This window comes from Paenibacillus protaetiae (assembly GCF_004135365.1).
GTDB lineage: Bacteria > Bacillota > Bacilli > Paenibacillales > Paenibacillaceae > Paenibacillus_AP > Paenibacillus_AP protaetiae.
The window spans coordinates 619,322-641,609 of sequence record NZ_CP035492.1 but is presented as its reverse complement, the minus strand read 5'-3'; the positions used below and the strand labels follow the sequence as shown (position 1 = coordinate 641,609).

At 52.6% G+C, this 22,288-nt stretch carries 17 protein-coding genes and 1 pseudogene; 1 reads left to right on the top strand and 17 read right to left on the bottom strand.

Annotated elements, in window-relative coordinates:
* Nucleotide 1: 1 nt before the first annotated feature.
* The 13 genes and pseudogenes from ET464_RS02675 to lspA form a co-directional block, all read right to left on the bottom strand.
* Nucleotides 2-1,057, bottom strand: a complete 1,056-nt coding sequence (locus tag ET464_RS02675) for an efflux RND transporter periplasmic adaptor subunit (protein WP_129438025.1) — start codon at nucleotides 1,055-1,057, stop codon at nucleotides 2-4.
* Nucleotides 1,023-1,739, bottom strand: coding sequence for an ABC transporter ATP-binding protein (locus ET464_RS02670; RefSeq protein WP_244226642.1), 717 nt, complete (start codon nucleotides 1,737-1,739; stop codon nucleotides 1,023-1,025). Before ET464_RS02670 ends, ET464_RS02675 begins: the two co-directional genes overlap by 35 nt.
* A gap of 269 nt (nucleotides 1,740-2,008) precedes the next feature.
* A complete protein-coding gene (locus ET464_RS02665; protein ID WP_165279874.1) occupies nucleotides 2,009-3,676 on the bottom strand; it encodes a methyl-accepting chemotaxis protein in 1,668 nt (555 codons plus the stop codon).
* 227 nt (nucleotides 3,677-3,903) lie between these two features.
* Entirely contained in the window at nucleotides 3,904-4,551 is a 648-nt protein-coding gene (gene pyrE, locus ET464_RS02660; RefSeq protein ID WP_129438019.1) for an orotate phosphoribosyltransferase, read from the bottom strand.
* The gene (gene pyrF, locus ET464_RS02655; RefSeq protein WP_129438018.1) at nucleotides 4,544-5,275 is read right to left on the bottom strand and encodes an orotidine-5'-phosphate decarboxylase; all 732 of its coding nucleotides are present in this window, start codon (nucleotides 5,273-5,275) and stop codon (nucleotides 4,544-4,546) included. The genes pyrE and pyrF overlap by 8 nt, the downstream gene beginning before the upstream one ends.
* A gap of 100 nt (nucleotides 5,276-5,375) precedes the next feature.
* Nucleotides 5,376-8,594: a carbamoyl-phosphate synthase large subunit gene (gene carB / locus ET464_RS02650; protein WP_129438016.1), complete on the bottom strand. Its 3,219-nt coding sequence runs from the start codon at nucleotides 8,592-8,594 to the stop codon at nucleotides 5,376-5,378.
* A pseudogene (carA, locus tag ET464_RS02645) lies at nucleotides 8,581-9,725 on the bottom strand (glutamine-hydrolyzing carbamoyl-phosphate synthase small subunit). The gene carB and the pseudogene carA overlap by 14 nt, the downstream one beginning before the upstream one ends.
* A gap of 39 nt (nucleotides 9,726-9,764) precedes the next feature.
* Nucleotides 9,765-11,048, bottom strand: coding sequence for a dihydroorotase (locus ET464_RS02640; RefSeq protein ID WP_129438014.1), 1,284 nt, complete (start codon nucleotides 11,046-11,048; stop codon nucleotides 9,765-9,767).
* A 42-nt stretch (nucleotides 11,049-11,090) separates the two neighbouring features.
* On the bottom strand, nucleotides 11,091-11,993 hold the full coding sequence (locus tag ET464_RS02635; RefSeq protein ID WP_129438011.1) for an aspartate carbamoyltransferase catalytic subunit: 903 nt from the start codon (nucleotides 11,991-11,993) through the stop codon (nucleotides 11,091-11,093).
* On the bottom strand, nucleotides 11,971-12,561 hold the full coding sequence (gene pyrR, locus ET464_RS02630) for a bifunctional pyr operon transcriptional regulator/uracil phosphoribosyltransferase PyrR (protein ID WP_129438009.1): 591 nt from the start codon (nucleotides 12,559-12,561) through the stop codon (nucleotides 11,971-11,973). The genes ET464_RS02635 and pyrR overlap by 23 nt, the downstream gene beginning before the upstream one ends.
* Before the next feature lie 417 nt (nucleotides 12,562-12,978).
* Nucleotides 12,979-14,214: an LL-diaminopimelate aminotransferase gene (locus ET464_RS02625; RefSeq protein WP_129438007.1), complete on the bottom strand. Its 1,236-nt coding sequence runs from the start codon at nucleotides 14,212-14,214 to the stop codon at nucleotides 12,979-12,981.
* 148 nt (nucleotides 14,215-14,362) lie between these two features.
* Nucleotides 14,363-15,310 (bottom strand): RluA family pseudouridine synthase, encoded by a 948-nt coding sequence (locus tag ET464_RS02620; RefSeq protein ID WP_244226641.1) that lies wholly within the window; start codon nucleotides 15,308-15,310, stop codon nucleotides 14,363-14,365.
* Nucleotides 15,288-15,824, bottom strand: coding sequence for a signal peptidase II (lspA, locus tag ET464_RS02615; protein ID WP_244226640.1), 537 nt, complete (start codon nucleotides 15,822-15,824; stop codon nucleotides 15,288-15,290). Before lspA ends, ET464_RS02620 begins: the two co-directional genes overlap by 23 nt.
* Nucleotides 15,825-15,985: 161 nt before the next feature.
* Between lspA and ET464_RS02610 the strand changes: the two genes are divergently transcribed.
* Nucleotides 15,986-16,723: a TraR/DksA C4-type zinc finger protein gene (locus ET464_RS02610; RefSeq protein WP_129438003.1), complete on the top strand. Its 738-nt coding sequence runs from the start codon at nucleotides 15,986-15,988 to the stop codon at nucleotides 16,721-16,723.
* A gap of 20 nt (nucleotides 16,724-16,743) precedes the next feature.
* On the opposite strand, the gene ET464_RS02605 is transcribed toward ET464_RS02610, so the two are convergent.
* The 4 genes from ET464_RS02605 to ET464_RS02590 form a co-directional block, all read right to left on the bottom strand.
* Nucleotides 16,744-17,085: a DUF5665 domain-containing protein gene (locus ET464_RS02605; protein WP_129438001.1), complete on the bottom strand. Its 342-nt coding sequence runs from the start codon at nucleotides 17,083-17,085 to the stop codon at nucleotides 16,744-16,746.
* 189 nt (nucleotides 17,086-17,274) lie between these two features.
* Complete coding sequence (gene ileS / locus ET464_RS02600; RefSeq protein WP_129437999.1) at nucleotides 17,275-20,373, bottom strand: isoleucine--tRNA ligase; 3,099 nt, start codon at nucleotides 20,371-20,373, stop codon at nucleotides 17,275-17,277.
* A gap of 512 nt (nucleotides 20,374-20,885) precedes the next feature.
* Nucleotides 20,886-21,383: a DivIVA domain-containing protein gene (locus tag ET464_RS02595; protein ID WP_129437997.1), complete on the bottom strand. Its 498-nt coding sequence runs from the start codon at nucleotides 21,381-21,383 to the stop codon at nucleotides 20,886-20,888.
* Nucleotides 21,384-21,481: 98 nt separating this feature from the next.
* Nucleotides 21,482-22,264 (bottom strand): YlmH family RNA-binding protein, encoded by a 783-nt coding sequence (locus ET464_RS02590; RefSeq protein WP_129437995.1) that lies wholly within the window; start codon nucleotides 22,262-22,264, stop codon nucleotides 21,482-21,484.
* Between the last annotated feature and the right edge of the window lie 24 nt (nucleotides 22,265-22,288).

Sequence of the window (22,288 nt, the reverse complement as noted above, 5' to 3'; positions counted from 1 at the left end):
GCTAACGACCTACCACTTTCTGCCCCGGCGTCAGCCCCTGCAAAATTTCAATTTGCGTGGATGTCTGCTGGCCGACCTCTACGTCCACCTCGCGTTTACCGCTGTCATCGACGACTTGCACATATGTCCTCGACCCGATCGTCCGAAGCGTGGAAGGCGGGATAACGACGGCGTTTTCTTTCCGGTTAATGATAATGCTGATCGAAATCGGCATGCCGCGGGTCAGCCCTTTGGGCATATCTTTCAGTTCCACCTGCATGTAGTCTTCAGGCCGGTCCAAATTTTGTTCCCCGTTGTTGCCGGAATCGGAGCCGCTGGACAGCGGAAGCACCTTGACGGTGCCTTTCAGTTCGCCCACACTGTTGATATTTGCAACAACAGGCATGCCAACCGCCACTTTGGACAGCTGGTCCTTCGTCAGCTTCGCTGCCGGAATAAGTGCGGCTGTATCGGCCAGCACCCCGATTTGCTTATAGGCCGTAATCAAATCACCCTTTTGCACGTTCAAATCCATAATCGTTCCGGCAAAAGGCGCAACAAGCTGCGCTTTACCGATTTCTTCCTGCAGATCGGCGATCGCTTGCCGTTTCTCTTCAAATGCGATGGACAACTCCTCGAATTCAATCGGGTCCATCGTATCCTTATTGCGGAGCGTTTCCTTCATCGACAGCTCTTCCTTGCGGAAGTCCAGCTGCTGCGACTTCAGCTGCTTTTGCAAATCGTCTACATCCAGCTCGCCGATCGGCTGTCCGGCCGTTACCGTATCGCCGCTTTTGACATAAAGCGTCTTTAAATTTTTGTTGCCGATTGGAAAATAAAGCGGCTCTTCCTTCGTCGACAGCAGCTTGCCTACAACCTGCACTTTCGTCTCCAGCGTAGCCGTCGTTACCTCGTATTCGGGTTTTTTGGATATTTGAGGCGGTGCGATGGAAGGCAGCACCTCCTCTTCCGCTTCATCCGGGAGAAGCGAGCAGGCGCTCATGAACAGCAGCGAAGCGCAAAGAATGGCCGCTGCCGCCCCTTTATAAAAACTTCCCGTCCACCATTTCGTATACATGGTCGGCAACCTCCAAAATTGTAGGATCATGTGTAGTCATGCAAATGGTCACTTGTTCGGTTCGAATAATATTTTGAAAGACCGCCATAATTTGCGCTGACATTGCGGAATCCAGCTCAGCTGTAGGTTCATCCGCAAGCAGCATTTTGGGCCGGTGAGCAATGGCCTTCGCAATCGCCACGCGCTGCTGCTCGCCGCCGGAAAGCTCAAACGGACGGTGATGCATCCGCTTTTCCAGGCCGACAAGCGACAGGCAATACTCCACGCGCTCCTTCCAGAGCGATTTTTTGATACCTGCCATCCGCATCGACAGCTCGACATTCTCACGGGCGGACAGCAGCGGCATAAGTGCATAGGCCTGAAAAATAAAGCCGATTTCATTCCGCCGCACCAGCGTTCGCTCGTGATCGCTCATTCGGTGAAAAGGCAGTCCGTTAAACCAGATTTCGCCTTTGGACGGCGTATCCAGCCCGCCCAAGCAATTGAGAAGCGTTGTTTTGCCTGAGCCGGAACGCCCGCGCAGCATAACGAGCTGATTGGGCTGCAGCTCCATACGGATCGACTTCAGCACATGAAGCGGCGCGCCTCCGACCTGGAACGTCCGCTCCACGCCCCGAACTTCCAGCAGCGGCCGGTCAACGCTTTCATTACCCTCCTCCTTCAGAACTGCCTGTGACTTCACGCCTTGTCCCTCTCCTTTCGTCCCTAATCTCTCTGTTCCCCAATTATCGCAATTGTTCAACTGGATAAGAATTCGGAAGCATACGATGCACTTGCCGTGACAGCATCCATCTCATAATTCTCATCTACATCCCCTAGACGCGGTACGTTCCGGAAAAGTTACGTACAATTACAATATTTTTGAAAAAAAATAATTTGCCGTGAACCTCTTTCTTGGCATATAAAAAACCCCTGCCATCCGTAAAGATGGCAGGGGTTTACAATACCGTTTTATTTCAATTTAAATTGGTTAAGCTGTTCAGTCAGCTCTGCAACGACTTCGTTCAGACGGCTGCTTCCTTCCGAAATGCGTTCAAGCAGCTTAATCTGCTCGTCCGTTTCGTGCGTTACCTGTTCAGTCAATGCCAAATTGCTTACGCCGGCGGAAGCCGACTGCTCCATAGCTGCACTTACTTCCTCCGAGCTGGCCGACATTTGCTCGGTTATCGCCGAGTTCTCCTGCAGCTGTTCCGTCATAAGCTGCATGGATTGGACGATGGCGTCAAGCCTTGACCGCAAGTCCTGGACAAGCACGCTGCCTTGCTGGAATGCGGCCGATGTCCGGTCCATCGAACCCGACACCTGGCTGATCTCCTGTTTCGTTTCGCTTACAAGTTCCCCGATGCCGTCCACGGATTGAAGCGAACTGGAAGCCAGCTTCCGGATTTCTTCCGCTACTACAGCAAACCCTTTGCCATGCTCGCCGGCTCTGGCTGCTTCAATGGAAGCGTTAAGGGACAAAATATTCGTCTGGTTGGCAAATGCCGTAATACTTTCCGCAATGGCGGCAATTTGCTCGGAGCGAAGCTCCAGCGATTGAATAATTTGCGTCAGCTGATCGATTTCTTCCCGTACACGGCCCATCTGCACCGAAATATTCATAACCGCGGTATGGCTTTCTTCTACCTGCTCCGATGTAAGTGTCGAATGGTCTGCAATCGAAAGCGTGTTTTCGGCAATCCGCCCGATGCCAACCGTCATCTCTTCAATCGCTTTTGCGGTTTCGCCGGCTGCATTCGCCTGTACGCGCGAGCCTTGCGATACTTCTTTAGCGCTGGCCGCAATATGCTCCGCGCCTTCGGCAGACTTATGCGATGCGGTTTGCATCTGGGACGCGGATTGCGACACGACTTCCGCGGTTGCTGCAATGCCGCCAACAAGCCCGCGTATAGAGCTGATCATCCGGTCCAGCGCCTTGGCCATATCGCCAAGCTCGTTGCGGCGGTACTTGCTGTCCGCTTCAACAGTCAAATCTCCATCCGCCAACCGGACCGTCTTCATGACCACCTTACGAATCGTCCTTAATATCGGAACCAGCACAGCAATAGCCAATCCGATCAGTACCACCGATATCACTACGATTGAAACATAAATCGATTTTTCAGTCGTATCGACATTGCCCTGGATATCGTTAATTTGCGAATCTGCGTAATTGTCCGTCATATTGCCAAGCGCATCAAGCGATGCGCGGCCAGCTTCAAATTTTTGCTTCATGTCGGCGCTTATTTCGAAGCGGCCGGTTTGAACCGTTTTTTGAATCATATCGGACCACGCATTATACTGCTCGTTAAAATCGGCAAGCAGCTCGCTCACCTTTTTGCCGTTCTCCGCTTTCATATCCAGCAGCTGCTGCGTGTTTACAATTTGAGTGACCCCCATCATGCGGTCTTCCGTTTCCTTCAGGTTGTCGTTCAAATTTTTTAATTCCTGCTCTTTGGAGCTGCCGTTAAACTGCCCGGCTGCCAGGTTGGAATACGCAACAAGCGCCTGATACATATCACGGTCTGCGTTTAATACTAACGTATCGACCTGATAGGAGATGTCATATATACTGGTCTTCATTTTGTTCACATTGTCTGATTGCACGCTCAGCAAATAAAAGCTTGAAAATGCATACATTACAATCGGAATTCCTACCAGCAAACTCAGCCACCATCTCAAACTCATTCTAAACAAATATAGCCCGCCTCTCCTGCACATGGTTTTCACTTAGGTTGTACCCTATATATCGGTATACGAGCGGGTTCTCTACATGGATTTTCGACAAAATCCAATAAATTTTGCACAAAAAAGCGCACCATGCCAGAAGCTGCATGATGCGCTTATCGTTATTTGCGAGGCTCAGGTTATTTGCCGTACGATTGCGGGTCTTCTCTCCAGCTTTGCAAAGCGGCCACGTCTGCTTCCGCGACGGCGCCTGCTTTAACAGCCGCCTGGATCAGTTCCGTGTAGTTGGACAACGTCTCAAGCGGCATATCCGCTTCTGCAAACGCATTGACCGCTTGGGTAAACTGATACGAGAAAATCGCCAGGACGGCGCTTACTTCCGCACCGGCTTCGCGAACGGCCAAAGCGGCTTTCAGCGAGCTTCCGCCTGTCGAGATCAGGTCCTCGATCACAACGACCTTTTGGCCGGGTGCGATACGGCCTTCAATTTGGTTTTGCTTGCCGTGGCCTTTTGCTTTGTCGCGGATGTAAGCCATCGGCAAATTCAGCTTTTGCGCTACCCATGCCGCATGCGGAATGCCCGCCGTTGCCGTTCCGGCAATCACTTCGGCGTCCGGGTAACGCTCGCGGATAACCGCCGCGAACCCTTCGGCAATCGCATCGCGAATTTCTGGATAAGCCATCGTCAGGCGGTTATCGCAATAAATCGGCGATTTTAAACCGGAGGTCCAGGTAAACGGTTCGTTCGGGCGAAGCGCTACCGCTCCGATCTCAAGCAGCTTGGATGCAATCAGCTGCGGAAGTTCTTGTAATGTTACGTTACTCATGCGTAGTCATCTCCTCAATGATCTTTTCAAGCGCTTCTCTTGGCGACGGTGCTGCCGTAATCGGACGGCCAATTACCATATAGTCCGTACCTTGCGCCAGTGCATCGCTTGGCGTCATAATGCGCGACTGGTCATTAACGGCTGCCCAGCTTGGGCGAATGCCCGGCGTCACTGTCTGGAACGAAGCGCCGCACGCCGCTTTAATGGCTTCGACCTCAATTGGCGAAGCCACTACGCCATGAAGCCCGGCCTCTTGGGCAAGTTTGGCATAGCGGAGCACCGCTTGCTCCACCGTTCCTGCGATGCCGATCTCGCCGTTCAGCACTTCCTGGCTTGTGCTGGTCAGCTGGGTTACGGCGATAACCGCAGGGCGTTCGGCGCCGCCTGCAACAGCAGCCTCCACGCCTTCAAGCGCCGCCTTCATCATCGCCGACCCGCCTGCGGCATGAACGTTAAACATATCGACGCCCAGCTTTGTAATGCTGTTCGCGCCGCCTTTGACGGTATTCGGAATATCATGCATTTTCACATCGAGGAAAACCCGGTAGCCCTGCCGTTTCAAGCTGTCCACAAAAGAAGGGCCAGCGGCGTAAAACAGCTGCATGCCAACCTTCATATAACAAGGGATGCCTTCCAGCTCGCGCAGCAGCTTGTCCGCGGAACCCGCATCCGGATAATCCAAAGCGACCATAATCCGGCCGGCTGCCTGATCTTTGGTTAACATTGCTCCCGCTCCTCTCATAATAAACGGCCAACCGCCGTCCACCGGCAAGCGCCGCTAAGGCGCTGTACCGGGAACGAATCGTTTGACCGTGCTCAATCATTTATTTTTGCAAAACCGGCATCGGACGGGACGCGAAGTTAATCGTCTCAATCATCCGAAGCAGTGCGCGGACCGTATCCAGCGAGGTCATGCACACGACGCCGTTCTCAACCGCTTCGCGGCGAATACGGAAGCCGTCGCGCTCCGGCGTTTTGCCTTTGGTGAGCGTGTTCACTACAAAATGCGCTTTGCCTTCACGGATCATGTCCAGAATGTTAGGCGAACCTTCGCTCAGCTTGTTGACGCGTTCGACTTTAATGCCGGCCGCTTCAAGAGCTGTTGCCGTGCCGCCGGTTGCGAGAATTTTGTAGCCGAGCTGGTAGAATCCGCGGAGCAGTTCCGTCGCTTCTTCTTTATCCTTGTCAGCTACAGTCGCAATAATTGCGCCTTGCTGCGGAATTTTCATGCCTGCGCCTACAAGCCCTTTATACAGTGCTTTGGCATATTGCTGATCGCGGCCCATTACTTCGCCCGTCGATTTCATTTCCGGCGTCAGCGTCGGGTCAACGCGGCGCAGCTTCGCGAAGGAGAATACCGGCACTTTCACCGATACGAAGTCATCTTCCGGCCACAGGCCGTCTTCATAGCCAAGATCGGCAAGCTTCGTGCCCATAATCGCTTTGGTTGCCAGGTTCGCCATCGGCAGATTCGTTACTTTGCTCAGGAACGGAACTGTACGGGACGAACGCGGGTTCACTTCGATAACATATACGTTATCGTTATGAATAACGAACTGGATATTCACAAGGCCGATAACTTTCAGCTCTTTTGCGATTTTAACCGTGATGTCGACGATTTGCGCTTTGATGTCCTCCGACAGCGATTGCGGCGGATATACCGCGATCGAGTCGCCGGAGTGAACGCCTGCGCGTTCCACATGCTCCATGATGCCTGGGATAAGAACCGTTTCGCCGTCGCAAATCGCGTCAACTTCAGCTTCTTTGCCCAGCATGTAACGGTCGATCAGGACCGGATGCTCCGGATTGATTTTAACCGCTACTTCCATGTAGCTCAGCAGCTCTTGATCGGAGTATACAATTTCCATCGCGCGTCCGCCAAGGACGTACGAAGGACGCACCAGTACCGGATAGCCAAGGCTTTGCGCCGTTTCAACCGCTTCGTCAACGCTTGTTACCGTGCTGCCTTGCGGCTGAGCGATGTCAAGCTTGCGAAGCAGCGCTTCGAATTTTTTGCGGTCTTCCGCAGCGTCGATGCTTTCCAGGCTCGAACCGAGGATGCGAACGCCGGCTTTGACCAGCGGCGCAGCCAGGTTGATCGCCGTTTGGCCGCCGAACTGAACGATAACGCCGATTGGTTTCTCCTGCTCGATGACGTTCATTACATCTTCGAAGAAAAGCGGCTCGAAGTACAGGCGGTCGGACGTGCTGAAGTCCGTCGATACGGTTTCCGGGTTGTTGTTAATAATCACCGCTTCGTAACCCGCTTTTTGAATCGCCCAAACCGCATGCACAGTCGAATAGTCGAACTCGATGCCTTGGCCGATCCGAATCGGGCCGGAACCAAGCACAAGCACTTTTTGCTTGTTAGTTTCGGTTACTTCGTTTTCGACTTCATAAGTCGAGTAGTAGTAAGGCGTTGTTGCTTCAAACTCGGCAGCACATGTGTCAACCATTTTGTAAACCGGCTTGATGCCGAGTTCAAGACGCGTCGCGCGCACTTCATGCTCGTCCGTATTGCTGCCTTTCGGATTGCCTTCGCGGCGCAGTTCCGCAATGGAACGGTCCGAGAAGCCTTTCCGTTTTGCCGCATACAGCGTTTCTTTCGACAACGCCGTTTCTTTGCGGATTTTATCTTCAAACGCTACGATGCCTTCGATTTTATCCAGGAACCACCAGTCAACCTTTGTCAGGTCTTGAATCTCTTGCAGCGTGTAGCCGCGGCGGAACGCTTCTGCGATCAGGAACATACGCTCGTCGTCCGGCTTCACCAGGCGGGTGCGCAGCGTTTCGTCATCCAGCTTGTGCGCTTCTTTCAAATGCAGGCGGTGAACGCCGATTTCCAGCGAGCGAACTGCTTTATGGATCGATTCCTCGAACGTGCGGCCAATCGCCATAACTTCGCCGGTTGCTTTCATTTGCGTGCCCAGCTTGCGGTTGGCGTTCACGAACTTATCGAACGGCCAACGCGGGATTTTCGATACGATGTAGTCGAGCGTAGGCTCGAAGCATGCATACGTTTGGCCTGTAACCGGGTTAACGAGTTCGTCCAGCGTGTAGCCAACTGCGATTTTGGCCGCCATCTTCGCAATCGGATAACCGGTTGCTTTGGATGCAAGCGCAGAGGAGCGGCTTACGCGCGGATTTACTTCGATGACATAATATTGGAAGCTGAACGGATCAAGCGCATACTGCACGTTGCAGCCGCCTTCGATATTCAGCGCGCGGATAATTTTGAGCGATGCCGAGCGAAGCATTTGATATTCGCGGTCGGACAACGTTTGGCTTGGCGCTACGACGATACTGTCGCCGGTATGAACGCCAACCGGGTCGAAGTTTTCCATATTGCACACCACGATACAGTTATCGTTGGCGTCGCGCATTACTTCATATTCAACTTCCTTCATGCCGGCGATCGATTTCTCGATCAAGCATTGATTGATCGGGCTGTAGCGGATACCGGAAGCAACCGTCTCCAGCAGCTCTTCTTCGTTCGCGCAAATGCCGCCGCCAGTGCCGCCCAGCGTGTAAGCCGGACGAACGATGATCGGATAGCCGATTTCGTTAGCAAAAGCTACCGCTTCTTCCACCGTTGTTACAATGGTGCTTTCCGGCACCGGCTGATCCAGGCGGCGCATCAGGTCGCGGAACAGGTCGCGGTCTTCCGCCTGCTCGATGGACGACAGCTGCGTACCAAGCAGCTTCACGCCTTCGCGCTCCAGCACGCCCGCTTTCGCAAGCTCAACGGCCATGTTCAGGCCGGTTTGGCCGCCCAGTGTCGGCAGCAGGCCGTCAGGACGCTCCTGACGGATAATTTGCGTTACAAACTCAAGGGTAATCGGCTCGATATACACTTTGTCGGCCATGTTCGTGTCGGTCATAATCGTAGCCGGGTTGCTGTTAATCAGAACAACTTCATAACCTTCTTCTTTTAACGCTTGGCAAGCTTGTGTGCCGGCGTAGTCAAACTCGGCCGCTTGGCCGATAACGATCGGGCCGGAACCGATAACGAGAATTTTTTTCAGCTCTTTATTTTTGGGCATACAGAAGCTCTCCTTTCAACGTCTCCGCAAGTATAGCTTGACGAGGCTTTTGTGGGTTTTGGCTTTTATGTTCGCGGATCATATCCAGGAATTGATCGAATAGGTAGCTGGAATCAAACGGGCCAGGCGCCGCTTCCGGGTGATACTGCACCGAGAAAGCCGGATATTGCTTATGCTTCAAACCTTCGATGGTTTTATCGTTGTTATTGATATGCGTAACAATCAGGTCTGTGTTGGCCACGGATTCGTCAAGCACCGTGTAGCCATGGTTTTGCGATGTAATGTAGCAGCGGCCGCTTTCCAGTTCTTTGACCGGATGGTTTCCGCCCGATGGCCGAATTTCAGCTTGGACGTATCTGCGCCGCAAGCAAGGGCAAACAGCTGGTGGCCAAGGCAAATGCCGAAGATCGGGAATTCGCCGAGCAGCTCGGAAATCATTTTGACCGCGTAAGGAACGTCTTTCGGGTCGCCAGGGCCGTTGGACAATTGAATGCCGTCCGGAGCCAGGCGGCGGATTTCGTCCGCCGTTGTGTCATGAGGCACAACGACAACGTCGCAGCCACGTTTCGTCAGCTCGCGCAGAATGCCGCTTTTTGCGCCGAAGTCGACAAGCACGATACGCTCGCCTTCGCCTGGGCTCGAGAAAGCCGATTTGGTCGAGGTGCGGGCAACTTGATCGGTCATCAGCGTCGTCAGCGACAGGCGTTCCTGCAGCTCTTCGATCCGTTCTTTGCCCGTCGTCAGAATGCCTTTCATCGTGCCAAAATGGCGCAGCTTGCGAGTCAGCATGCGTGTGTCGATATCGCTGATGCCCGGAATGCCGTATTCCTTCAGCAGGCGGTCCAGCGTGTATTGGGCGCGCCAGTTGCTTGGCACCGGTTCGTGGCGGCGAACAACAAAACCGTGAATATAAGGACGAATCGATTCGAAATCGTCGCGCGCGATGCCGTAGTTGCCAACCAGCGGATAAGTCATCGTAACGATTTGCCCGCAGTAAGACGGGTCCGAAATTACTTCTTGATAACCGGTAATGCCTGTATTAAAAACGACTTCGCCCATCGTTTCGGTTTCCGCTCCAAACGAGAGACCCGTAAACAACGTGCCGTCCTCCAACAATAATCTTGCTTCCATCCGTATCACTCCTCAGGTGTGCATGTTCTGTTCTATTGCTTATTCTGCCCAAACAACGGCGCCGTTCACCACGGTCGCTACCGGCCAGCCGTACAGCTTCCAGCCGCCAAATGGCGTATTATTGCTTTTGGAAGCAAAGGTTGCCGGATCGACTGCACGCTCGTTGTCCAAATCAACGATCGTAATATCCGCCGGAGCGCCTGCTTCAAGACGGCCTTCCGCAAGACGGAACACCCTTGCAGGGTCGCTGGTCATGCGCTGCAGCAGGAAGCCGAGCGACCATTTGCCCGTGCGCACAAATTTTGTATACAACAGCGGAAACGCCGTTTCAAAACCAACGATGCCAAACGGCGCAAGCTGCATGCCTTTTGCTTTTTCTTCCGCAGCATGCGGCGCATGGTCGGTTACGATGATGTCAATCGTGCCGTCTTCCAGCCCTTCGATGACCGCCTGTACGTCACGAGGCGTACGGAGCGGCGGGTTCATCTTCCAGTTCGGATCCATGCCCGGAATGTCTTCATCGGACAATACCAGATGGTGCGGGCACACTTCTGCAGTTACTTGCACGCCGACGCTCTTAGCAAGGCGGATCAGGCGGACCGACTGCTCCGTGCTCACATGGCACACATGGTAATGCGCGCCTGTCGATTCCGCAAGCAGAACGTCGCGGCCGACATGAATGGCTTCCGATTCGTTCGGAATGCCTTTGATGCCGTTTTTGCGGGCAAATTCGCCTTCCGACACGTACAAGCCTTCAACCAGCGTGTTGTCTTCGCAATGCGCGATTACCGGCATGTCCAGCGATTTGGCAAGCGCCATCGCATCCTTCATCATTTGCGCGCTTTGGACGCCAACGCCGTCATCCGTAAAGCCGATAGCTCCGGCTGCTTTAAGCGCGGCGAAGTCGGTCAGCTCGCGGCCCAGCTCGTTTTTCGTAATGGCGGCGTAAGGCAGCACCTTCACGGAGCCCACCTCCGCCGTTTTGTTCAAAATATATTCGACCGTTTCCGGCGTGTCCGTCACCGGACGTGTATTCGGCATGCAAGCGATTGTCGTAAAGCCGCCTTTTGCCGCCGATTTCGTTCCTGTTTCGATATCTTCTTTATGTTCAAATCCCGGATCACGAAGATGCACGTGCATATCGATGAAACCAGCCGATACCAGCTTGCCGGCTGCGTCAATCACTTCAGCGGAGCCGGTGTCCGGTGTTACCGAACCGTCCATGATTTCTGCGATTGCCGTTCCTTCGATTCGGATATTTTTTTTCTCCAATTGGCCAGAGGCTTCGTTCCATACGTTGCCGCCTATAATCCATAATGACATTGTTTGTTCACCCTCCGGTTTTATTCGATTTGCTTAGATGTTCTAGCTTAAAGCCCGTTCGATAACCGCCATCCGAATCGGCACGCCGTTCGCCATTTGCGTAAAGATGCGGGATTGCGGATGCTCGACAAGCTCGCTGTCGATTTCGACGTTCCGGTTTACGGGAGCCGGGTGCATAATAATGGCATGGGAGCCGATTTTAGCCGCTCGTTCTACAGTCAGGCCGTATTGTGCACGGTATTGCTCAGCGGATTTCAGCTTGCCGCTTTCATGGCGTTCCAGCTGGACGCGAAGCATCATAACCACATCTGATTTCAGCGCCTCATCCATCGAAACTTCCCGTACGTCCAGTTCGGGCGCGCGCATATTATCCGGCGAGCAGAATTGAACGTTAGCGCCAAATTTGCGCAGCGCGTACACATTCGAACGAGCCACGCGGCTGTGCATCACATCGCCGACAATTGTAACAGTCAAACCTCTCAAATTGCCAAAATGGTTGCGCATCGTATACAAGTCAAGCAGCGCTTGTGTCGGGTGTTCATTGTTGCCGTCGCCGGCATTGATCAGCGGCACTTTAATTTTGTCGGCAAGCTCGGCCAGTACGCCGATTGGCTTCAGCCGGATGACGCCTGCGTCAATCCCCATCGACTCAAGCGTTTTGACTGTATCGTAGATCGATTCGCCTTTCTCTACGCTGGAAGCGGCCGCTGCGAAGTTCAGAACTTCTGCGCCAAGCCGTTTCTCCGCTACTTCGAAGGAAAAGCGGGTGCGCGTGCTGTTCTCGAAAAACATGTTGGCGATAAATTTGCCGTTCAGGACTTCATTTACTTTGTTGTCCTGCTGTTCCCAAAATGCCGCACGCTGCAAAATCGATTCGATTTCTTCTTTATCCAGTTCTTTCAGTCCGAGCAAACTACGCTGTTTAAGAGCTGTCAGTGTTGTCATACAGCTTGCCCCTTTGTTGAATAATCGTTACTTGATCGGTCGAGTCAATTTCAGACAAGGAAACTTGAATTTCTTCCTGCTTTGAGGTCGGCACGTTTTTGCCTACAAAATCCGGACGGATCGGCAGCTCGCGATGTCCTCTGTCCACCAGCACGGCCAGCTGAATGCTTTGCGGCCTGCCGCTGTCCATCAGCGCATCCATCGCAGCGCGAATCGTTCGTCCGGTGAACAGCACATCGTCAAACAGAATGACCCGTTTGTCTTGCACTGTGAACGTTCCGTTAATCAGGTCTTCCGGCAGACCGACCACTTCCGCGTCGGATACCTCCGGCCGGACCCGGTCATCGCGGTAATGCGTAATGTCAAGATCGTACACATTAACCGGTTTGCCTTCGATGTCGTTAATACGTTCAGCAATTCTTCTTGCCAAGTAGATGCCTCTTGTTCGAATGCCGACGAACACGCAATCGTCGATTCCTTTATTCCGTTCGACAATTTCATGGGCGATTCGAGTCAAAGCACGGCGGATTGCCGTCTCATCCATAAGCACTAAACGTTGTTCCTCCATCTGAAGCCTTCCTCCTTTTCCGCAGCTTGCCTTAGTTGTGGGTTGCTTTAACCGAAGGGCGCAGTAACTTTAGGCACAAAAAAACTCCTTGCTTAACGCAAGGAGTGTGTCATTGCACACAGGCGCACGGACAGCCAAGGGCATCCGCGCTCTGCCTCGAGAGACGGCTTACCCCGGCTGCACTATCCATTGCCCGGTACAAAAGTTATTCACGCTACCTTGCCAGCCTCACGGGACTGAGTTAAAGGTACTGCCATGTATCGTAGAAATTATGCCAGACATCATGACTCCTGTCAAGAGCTATAAAGGACCTTTTTAGTATGGCCGTTTATGCGGGCGATTGTACATGTCAAATAAAAACTGCCGCGCAGCCAATCGGCTTTGCGGCAGTTGGATAGAGCTTCTAATAAATGGATGTTACAGCGACAGGCCGCGGATTCTTTCCACTGCTTTTTCCGTGTTTTCACGGCTGCCGAAAGCGGTGAGGCGGAAGTAGCCTTGGCCGCTTTGGCCAAAACCGACGCCTGGCGTTCCGACAATGTTCGCTTCCGAAAGCAGCTTGTCAAAAAACGCCCAGGAATCAAGGCCGTTTGGCGTCTTCAGCCAGATATACGGTGCGTTAACGCCGCCATACACTTCCAGGCCGATCGAAGCAAGTCCTTCGCGGATAATTTTAGCATTGGTCATGTAATAATCAACAAGCGCTTTGATCTGCTCTTTGCCTTCCGGCGAATAAATGGCAGCCGCACCGCGCTGCGTCACATAGGACACACCGTTAAACTTCGTCGTGTGGCGGCGGTTCCACAGATCGTTCAGCAGCACTTGCTGGCCGTCAGGCGTAAAGCCTTTCAGCTCGCGCGGCACTACCGTGTACGCGCAGCGGATGCCCGTAAAGCCGGCTGTTTTGGAGAAGCTGCGGAATTCGATGGCCACTTCCTTAGCGCCTTCAATTTCATAAATGCTGTGCGGAACATCCTCTTCTTGAATAAACGCTTCATAAGCCGAGTCATACAAAATGATCGCATTGTTAGCTTTGGCATAATCGACCCATTTTTTCAGTTCGTCTTTCGAAAGCGTCATGCCCGTCGGATTGTTCGGGTAGCAGAGGTAGATCAAATCCGCTTTGCGGTCAGGCAAGCTTGGTTTAAAGTTATTGTCCGCCGTGCATTCCAGATACACGATGTTATCATAGCGGTTCGTCTCTTTATTGAATTTGCCCGAACGGCCAGCCATTACGTTCGTATCCACATATACCGGATAGACGGGGTCCTGCACGGCCACAATCGTATCGTTGCTGAAAATTTCCTGAATGTTGCCTACGTCGCATTTCGACCCGTCGCTAAGGAAGACTTCATTCGCTTGAATGTCGATGCCGCGGGCTTTATAGTCATTTTCAATAATAGCGTTAATCAAGAAATCGTACCCTTGCTCAGGGCCGTAACCACGGAAAGAGCCCGGTACAGCCATTTCGTCAACCGCGCTGTGCATCGCTTTAATAACCGCTTCCGGCAGGCCGCGCGTGACATCGCCAATGCCAAGGCTAATAATTTCCGCGTTTGGATTTTCTTGAGCAAATTTGGTGCGGCGTTTCGCCACTTCCGAAAACAAATAGCTGCCTTGCAGCTCCAGATAATTGCCGTTAATGAGAGTCATGAAATCACCAATCCTTATAGGTTGTACCTAAAAAAGTACGATTTAGCTCTAGGATAGCTTACTTGACCGATTCACATTAATGACTTAATTGGAGAAAAGTTTGCACTTTTCGCATCGGAACTGTGGTAGCTTATTTATTTTAGCCTGATTAACGTTGTCTTAATGCTTGCAGTACTTGCTCCATATCATCCGGAATCGGCGCTTCAAATTCCAAATATTGTCCGCTGCGCGGATGTCTGAAGCCGATAACCGCGGCATGCAGAGCCTGCCCGTTTAATGCAACCGTCTTGTTGCGGCCGTATACCGGATCGCCTGCCAGCGGGTAACCGATATATTTCATATGGACGCGGATTTGATGCGTTCTTCCTGTTTCGAGCTGAAGCTCGAGCAGCGTAAAATCGTCGCCGATCCGCTCTTTTACAAGAAAATGCGTCACGGCGCGCTTGCTGTTCTGGTCGGTAACCGTAAACAGTTTCCGGTCATGCGGGTCGCGGCCGATCGGCGCATCCACCGTTCCTTGATCATGCGGCATATTGCCATGAACAAGCGCAATGTATTTGCGGGTAACAGAGTGATCCTTCAGCTGCTCGGCCAGCGAAATATGCGCCAGGTCGTTTTTGGCGGCCATCAGCAAACCGGATGTATCTTTGTCGATACGGTGTACGATGCCGGGACGAAGCATGCCGTTAATGCCGGACAAATCTTTGCAGTGGTACATCAAAGCATTAACGACCGTGCCGGAGGAATGTCCGGCAGCCGGATGCACGACCATGCCTCTTGGCTTATTGATGACGATTACATCCGAATCCTCATAAACGATGTCCAGCGGAATAGGTTCCGGTTCAATCGAGGCGTCCTCCGGCTCCGGTACGACAACCAGCAGCTGGTCGCTTTCATTTAATTTATAGTTAGGTTTGACGGCCTTGCCGTTGACTTGCACTGCTCCCTGCTTAATCCAGTCCTGGATTTGCGTCCGGGAGACGCCGTCGATATCCAATTGTTCGTTAACAAATTTATCCAATCGTTCGCCTGCTTGCTGCTGCGAAACGACCCATTCAAACTGATCTTCCGTATTAAGAGATGGTACGTTGCTCATGCCCGTTGTTTTCCTTGTCCTCTCCGCCATTCAAGCTCTTATTCTCATCTTTTGAATGCAGTAACGTGTCAATAATAATAAGCACTACGCCGACGGTAATGGCCGAATCGGCGATGTTAAAGATCGGAAACGTGTAGCTGCCGAAATTGAATTGCAGAAAATCAACCACTTCGCCTGTCAGCGCGCGGTCCAAAAAATTGCCGGTAGCTCCGCCTAGCACAAAACCAAGCCCGGTCAACAAAATCGCGCGGTTTTTATCTTTTATGGACTGCATGTACCATATAATGCCGACAGCGATAATAACCGTTATGGCAATAAAGAAGAAACGCTGGTCTTGCAATATGGAAAATGCCGCCCCGCGATTGCGGTAAGACGTAATAAGGAAAAAATTCCCTATGACGCTGATTTGATCGCTAATTTCCAATTGGGCTTCAACGATTTTTTTCGTTACCAAATCAAGCACAAATACAAACAATGCAATTCCGTAATAGAACAAGCGCATGTAATTTGCCATCCCCCTTAATATGTCCGTCCATATTGTAGCATAATGGCAGACAGCGCCGCCACTTCATTTCCAATTGCAATTCCCAGCGATGTCCTCACAATAATTAAGGCTCTCCTGCAAATGCTATTGCCATGCAGGCCTCACTTCGATGTGAAAGGAAGCGGTAAAATATGGCTCTTCAACGCAGTCAGCTTGAGCAGCTTCGGCAGAGGCTGGAACAAGATAAAGCAGCCGTCGAACGCGAGCTGGAAGCAAACGGCCATTACGGCTTGACCGAGTCAATGCGCGATATGACCGGGGAGTTGTCGCCGATTGACAATCATCCGGCCGACTTGGGCTCCGAAATGTTTGAACGCGGCAAGGACATCGCCCTGCTGGAAAATAAGGAGCTGCATCTGTACCGGATCGACGCTGCGCTTCAAGCTATGGACGCCGGTACCTACGGCGTCTGCCGGACATGCGGCCGCGATATTCCGTTTGAGCGGCTTGAAGCGCTGCCCGATGCTTTATATTGCGCCGAGCATGCACCGAGGCAGCAAATGTCCAGTAATCGCCCGGTCGAGGAACAGTTCCTGAATCCGCCGTTTGGACGAACCAGTATGGACGAGCAGGATTCCTACAACGGCTTTGACGGCGAAGACGCCTGGCAAATCGTTGAAAGCTGGGGCGATTCCTCATCACCCGCCTATTCCGAAAACAATGAAGCAACCGATTATGACCATGTCGGTATTGAAGCAGATGAGCTGGACGGTTATGTCGAGCCGTTCGAAAGTTTTGTCGCTTCTGACATTACCGGGCGCCATACGTATATTGTACGCAACCGCCGGTACGACCATTATCTGGACGCGGATGAAGGCGACCACGGCTTGGAGCCGGATATTGCTCCTGAAGACGAAGAGAACCGTTAATTAACGGTTCTCTTCTTTCATTAATACGTTTTGCCTTCCAGCTGAATTTGCACGATGCGGACAATGTCCGCTATATAGTCGCCAATAATCGGCAAATTCAAAGCGCCTAATATTTGGAGGAAGTAAATAATCGTTGCCGCAAAAAAAGTAAACCCGACCGCGATGCCGACGCCTCTGGCCAGACCGGCAACGAGATTTCGCCAAATCAGCTTAAATGGCCGGTTCATCAAATCGACGTAATCGGCAATTTGCGTTTTCTCCATATCAGCGGCAATTTTTTGAAGCCGTTTATCGAGAAAGCTTAACGACTGAATGATTTCATCCCGATCATCCGTCCGCTCCTTATCCGGCTTGCGCTCCATCTCCGTCCCCCTTTGCAGGCGAAAACCATTCCGCCTCCATTCGGAGGGGCCGTTTCGCGAGTATTAAAGCCATACAGGCGGTGCGGCTCCGCGCAGGGAGCCTGGCCGAATGCCGCTGACAGCGGGACATTAGGCGCCGTTTGTATGGCTTATTCATTTATAGCCGGCGAAATGCCTGACTAATATATATTACCCGCGAATATGGATTCCTAACTCTTTTTCCCCAAGCTGTACGCGTTCCATTTGCGCATCCGTTCCATACGTTACACTGTTCAGCAGGACGCTTTCGCGCAGCACATCTTCAAATGCTTCAAGTGCAGCCTGCAGCTCGCGGTCAGCCTCAAGCACAAGATCAATGCGGCGTTCGATCGGCAGGTCCAGCTTTTTGCGCGTATCCTGAACGGCACGCACTACTTCGCGCACCCAGCCCTCCTGCTCAAGCGCAGGCGTAATTTCCGTATTGAGCGCAACAGTCACGCCATTAGCAGAAGCGGACGCGAAACCGGACTTCGCTTGTTTTTCGACAAGCAGCTCGTCGATGGCAATCGAGAGTGCTTCGCCTTCCGCTGTCGTAAAGGCAAGAGCGCCTTCTTGCATGGCAGCGCGTGTCTGATCCGGAGACAGACCTTTCAGCCAGGCTTGGATTGGGCCAACGTTTTTGCCGTATTTTTTGCCGGCAAGCTTCAAATTCAGCTTGAAAGCAAAATCAACAAACCCGCTGTCGCTATGTTGAACTGCAATAGCCTTCACATTGATTTCATCCTTGATAATGTCTTGATAGCCTTCTACATCAAAATCATCGCTAAGTGAAACGATCAGCTCCGACAACGGCTGGCGCGTCTTGATGCCGGTTTCGTTGCGGACGTTGCGCGCCAGCTCCACAATGAGCTTCGCGTTCTCCATGTCCCGCTCCAGCTGCTCGTCGATTGCCGCTTCGTCTGCAACCGGATAGTCGGCCAGATGCACGCTTTCGCCGCCCCCGAGGTTACCGTATACATCTTCCGCCACAAGCGGCGTGTACGGCGCGATCAGCTTGGAAAGCGTGAGCAGTACGCTGCGCAGCGTTTGGTAAGCGGCGATTTTATCTTCCGTCAGTCCGCTGCCCCAGAAACGGTCGCGCGAGCGGCGGATGTACCAGTTGCTCAGCTCATCCACAAACGTTTCAATCGCTTTGGCCGGGTTCAGGAAGTCGTTGCTGTCCAAACCTTTGACAACCGTCTTCGTCAAGCTGTTCAGGCGGGATACGATCCAGCGGTCCAGCTTGTTGGCGGACGGCTTCTCCGCATGCTCCTCAGCTACAAAACCGTCGATCGAAGCATACAGCGCGTAGAACGCATGGGTGTTGACAATTGTGTCTACCACTTTCGATTTGGCTTCGCCTACGATGCCGCGGGAGAACCGTTTGTTGTTCCAAGGCGCGCTGTCGGCAAGCAAAGCCCAGCGGAAAGCGTCCGTGCCATACTCGTCGATGATTTCCCACGGGTCGATGACATTGCCTTTTGATTTGGACATTTTTTGCCCGTTTTCATCCAGCACGTGACCGGTGGAAATAACGGATTTGTACGGCGCCTTGCCGTTATAAAGCGTCGATACGGCCAGCAGGCTGTAGAACCAGCCGCGTGTCTGGTCGATGCCTTCGCAGATGAAGTCGGCCGGATATTGTTCGGCGAAACGTTCCTGATTTTCGAACGGATAATGCTGCTGTGCAAACGGCATCGAACCGCTGTCGAACCATACGTCAATAACCTCGGAGGTGCGCGTCATGACCGCGCCTTCGGCAAACGGCGATTTCAGCTTGATTTCGTCCACATAAGGCTTGTGCAGCTCAATATCCTCGGGCACAAAATCAACCGCGCGCTCGCGAAGATCGGCGATGCTGCTTGGCGCATATTCCTTGCCGGTCGCTTCGCATACCCATACGTTAAGCGGCGTGCCCCAATAACGGTTGCGGCTGATGTTCCAGTCCACCAGATCCTCCAGGAACTTGCCGAAACGGCCTTCGCGGATATGGCCCGGGTACCAGTCGATCGAGTTGTTGTTCGCGATGAGCTGATCTTTGACCGCCGTTGTTTTGATGAACCAGCTTTCCGTCGCATAGTAGATCAAAGCAGTGTCGCAGCGCCAGCAGAACGGATAGCTGTGCTCGTAACGTTCTTTGGAGTAAAGCAGACCTTTTTCGCTCAGCGCTTTCACGATGTCGATATCCAGCTGCGGGTCTTTGACGAACCGGCCGGCAAAATCAGTGATCTCTTCGTTATATTTGCCTTCGCCGTTCACGACGCTGACAAAGCTGATATCGTTCTGGCGGGATACTTTATAGTCGTCTTCGCCGTGTGCAGGCGCAATGTGAACGATACCGGTACCGCTTGTATCGCTGACGAAATCGCCCGGGATAACGATATGGCCGCGTTCAGGCTTCACGTAACCAAACGGCGGCTCATAGCTGCGGTTCACAAGCTCCGCGCCTTTCAGCTCCGACAGCACCTCGTAGCCGTCCTTCAGCACGTCGCCCGCCAAAGCTTTGGCTACGATGTACACCTCGCCGTCTTTGGACGCGCGCACATAGTCCAGCTCCGGATGAACAGCAAGCGCAACGTTCGCCGGCAGTGTCCAAGGTGTTGTCGTCCAGGCGAGCACATAGTCGCCGCTGTCCTTCAGCTTGAACTTCGCCGTCGCGCTCAGGTCTTTCACATCTTTGTAGCCTTGTGCAACCTCATGCGAGCTAAGCGTCGTTTGGCAGCAAGGACAATATGGGCTGACGCGGTGGCCGCGGTACAGCAGCCCTTTGCTGTGAATGGTCGAAAGGATATGCCATACGCTTTCGATATACTCGTTTTTGAGCGTGATGTACGGATCGTCCAGATCGGTCCAGTATGCGATGCCTTCCGTCAGCTCGCGCCACTGCTTTTCATACTCAAATACGCTGTCTTTGCATTTCTTAATAAATGCTTCAACGCCGTACTTTTCGATTTCCTGCTTGCCGGAGATGCCCAGCTGCTTCTCCACGCCAAGCTCAACCGGCAGTCCATGTGTATCCCAGCCCGCTTTGCGGACGACGCGGTAACCGGACATCGTTTTGTAACGGCCAACGAAGTCTTTGATTACGCGGCCCAGCACATGGCCGATATGCGGCTTGCCGTTTGCGGTTGGCGGCCCTTCATAAAACACGTAGTTCGGTTTACCCGCACGATTTTCAATCGATTTTTTAAATGTGCCTTCTTTGTTCCATTTGTCCAGAACCCGCAGTTCACGGGCTCTTGCGCGCTCTTTGACGTCTACACGCTGCATGGTTCATACCCCTTCCAAATTCGTATTCCGAGCCAAGCGTCATTTATTGCTGGTGAAAATAAATAAAGCCCCGTCCCCTGTAAAAGGGACGAGGCATGCTCGCGTTACCACCCTTGTTCCGCACAAAATAATGTCTGGTCCTTGACCTTTTGCTCATATGGAGCAAAGCCAAAGCAAACATGCCGTGCGGCACCTTCGCTCGCGAATAGAACATTCGCGGTTCCCTGTAACGGGGGACTGCCGTCGGCGCTTAATAGGCTGCTTCGCCCGTAAAATTTTACGGACAAACATCGTTTCGGCTCCGCTTCTCGGAGATGATATTCGGCTCGCTGTCGAACGCCGGTTTTCAGCTGGTCCGGCTCTCTGGGGAACGACTCGGCGGAGCGTACTGGTTCTCGTCACAGAAGTTCATTGCACAAATTGTAGTCGAATTAGTATTAGTTATAGCTTATACGGCACCGCATTGTCAAATCATTCGTGCGAAAATAGGCGACGAACCGCCTGCATGCCTGTTAACGTGAGAAAGGCTCATACTCCGACGCGCTTGCCGCCGCTTCAAGCGACTCCCAGCCGTCTTGCGACAGCAGTTCCAGCTGAGCTTCCACCAGCGTACGGAAACGCGCACGGTAGATGGAGGCTTGTTTCTTCAGCTCTTCCACCTCAAGCGATACTTTACGCGACTTGGCGAGCGCTTCGTTAATAATCCGGTCAGCATTCTTCTCCGCTTCTTTCAGAATCAGCTGTCCTTCCTTCTTCGCATTGTTCCGCACTTCATCGGCCGCTTCCTGCGCAACGATAATCGTTTTGCTAAGCGTCTCTTCAATATTGGCAAAGTGATTCAGCTTCTCCTGCAGCGACAGAACCTGATTTTGCAGCTCTTTGTTTTCGCGAATGATGGACTCGTAGTCTTTAATGACCTGGTCCAAAAATTCATTTACTTCATCTTCGTCATAACCGCGCAATCGGCGTCCGAACTCTTTGTTATGTATGTCCAATGGCGTTAACGGCATTGGTCCACCTCCTTAAAGTTCTGATTCCCGGCTCTTACCGCCTTGGAAACATTTGTCGTGAAAAGATTCGACAACTGCCACCAAATTCCTGCAACGGCCTAAATAAATTTGCCAATTTTGACGCGGACTCTTCCTTTTTTTGTAACGCCTTCGGTTTCAAGCACCTTAAACCGGCCAAGCCCTTTAATGGATACGATGTCTCCGGCCTTAAGCGGCTCGGACGGATCCTCTTCCGTCTTGAAATTCACCCGGCACCGTCCCGCCCGGATCGGATCGACGATTTTCGTCCGGCTGACCCGGTAAACATCGCTGGCGATGCCGTCAAGCCTCATGGACGCAACGGACAAGCTCATCTCCTGCAGCTTCACTACAACGGGCTGCAACTGTTCCAGCGGCAAAATGTCCGTCAGCACCGACGCTCGATGTACCTGCCTCAAATGGACGTTCAAGTAGTCGGCAATTTCTTCTGCCACAATAATATGGCAAAAATCGCCATGGACATGGATATCGCCAATCCGGTCTCTTTTGATGCCAAGCCCTAACAATGCGCCTAAATAGTCGCCATGGTCAAGCTCAAGCTGCACTCCGCCTTGCGCATGAACGGCAAGCACAAGCAGCCCGGCAGGCTCGTCGTCCAAATTTCGATAGTCCGGGGCGATCAGCGCCCGCCGGCGCTCGGCTTCCGGATAACCGCCGACAAGCATAATCTGAACATCGGGTTCGCGATTAGCCAGCATTTGTACGATTTGCGCCTGTCTCGGATCCAAAAAATCGGTCCGCTTCAGCTCATGCTGCTGTGCGGACCGTTCAATCCATTCCCATGCCCGGTCGACAAACGATTTCTCCTCCGGGTGAAAATGCTCATATAAGGATGTCTTCATCTCTCTGTCCTTCCTTGCGCCTAA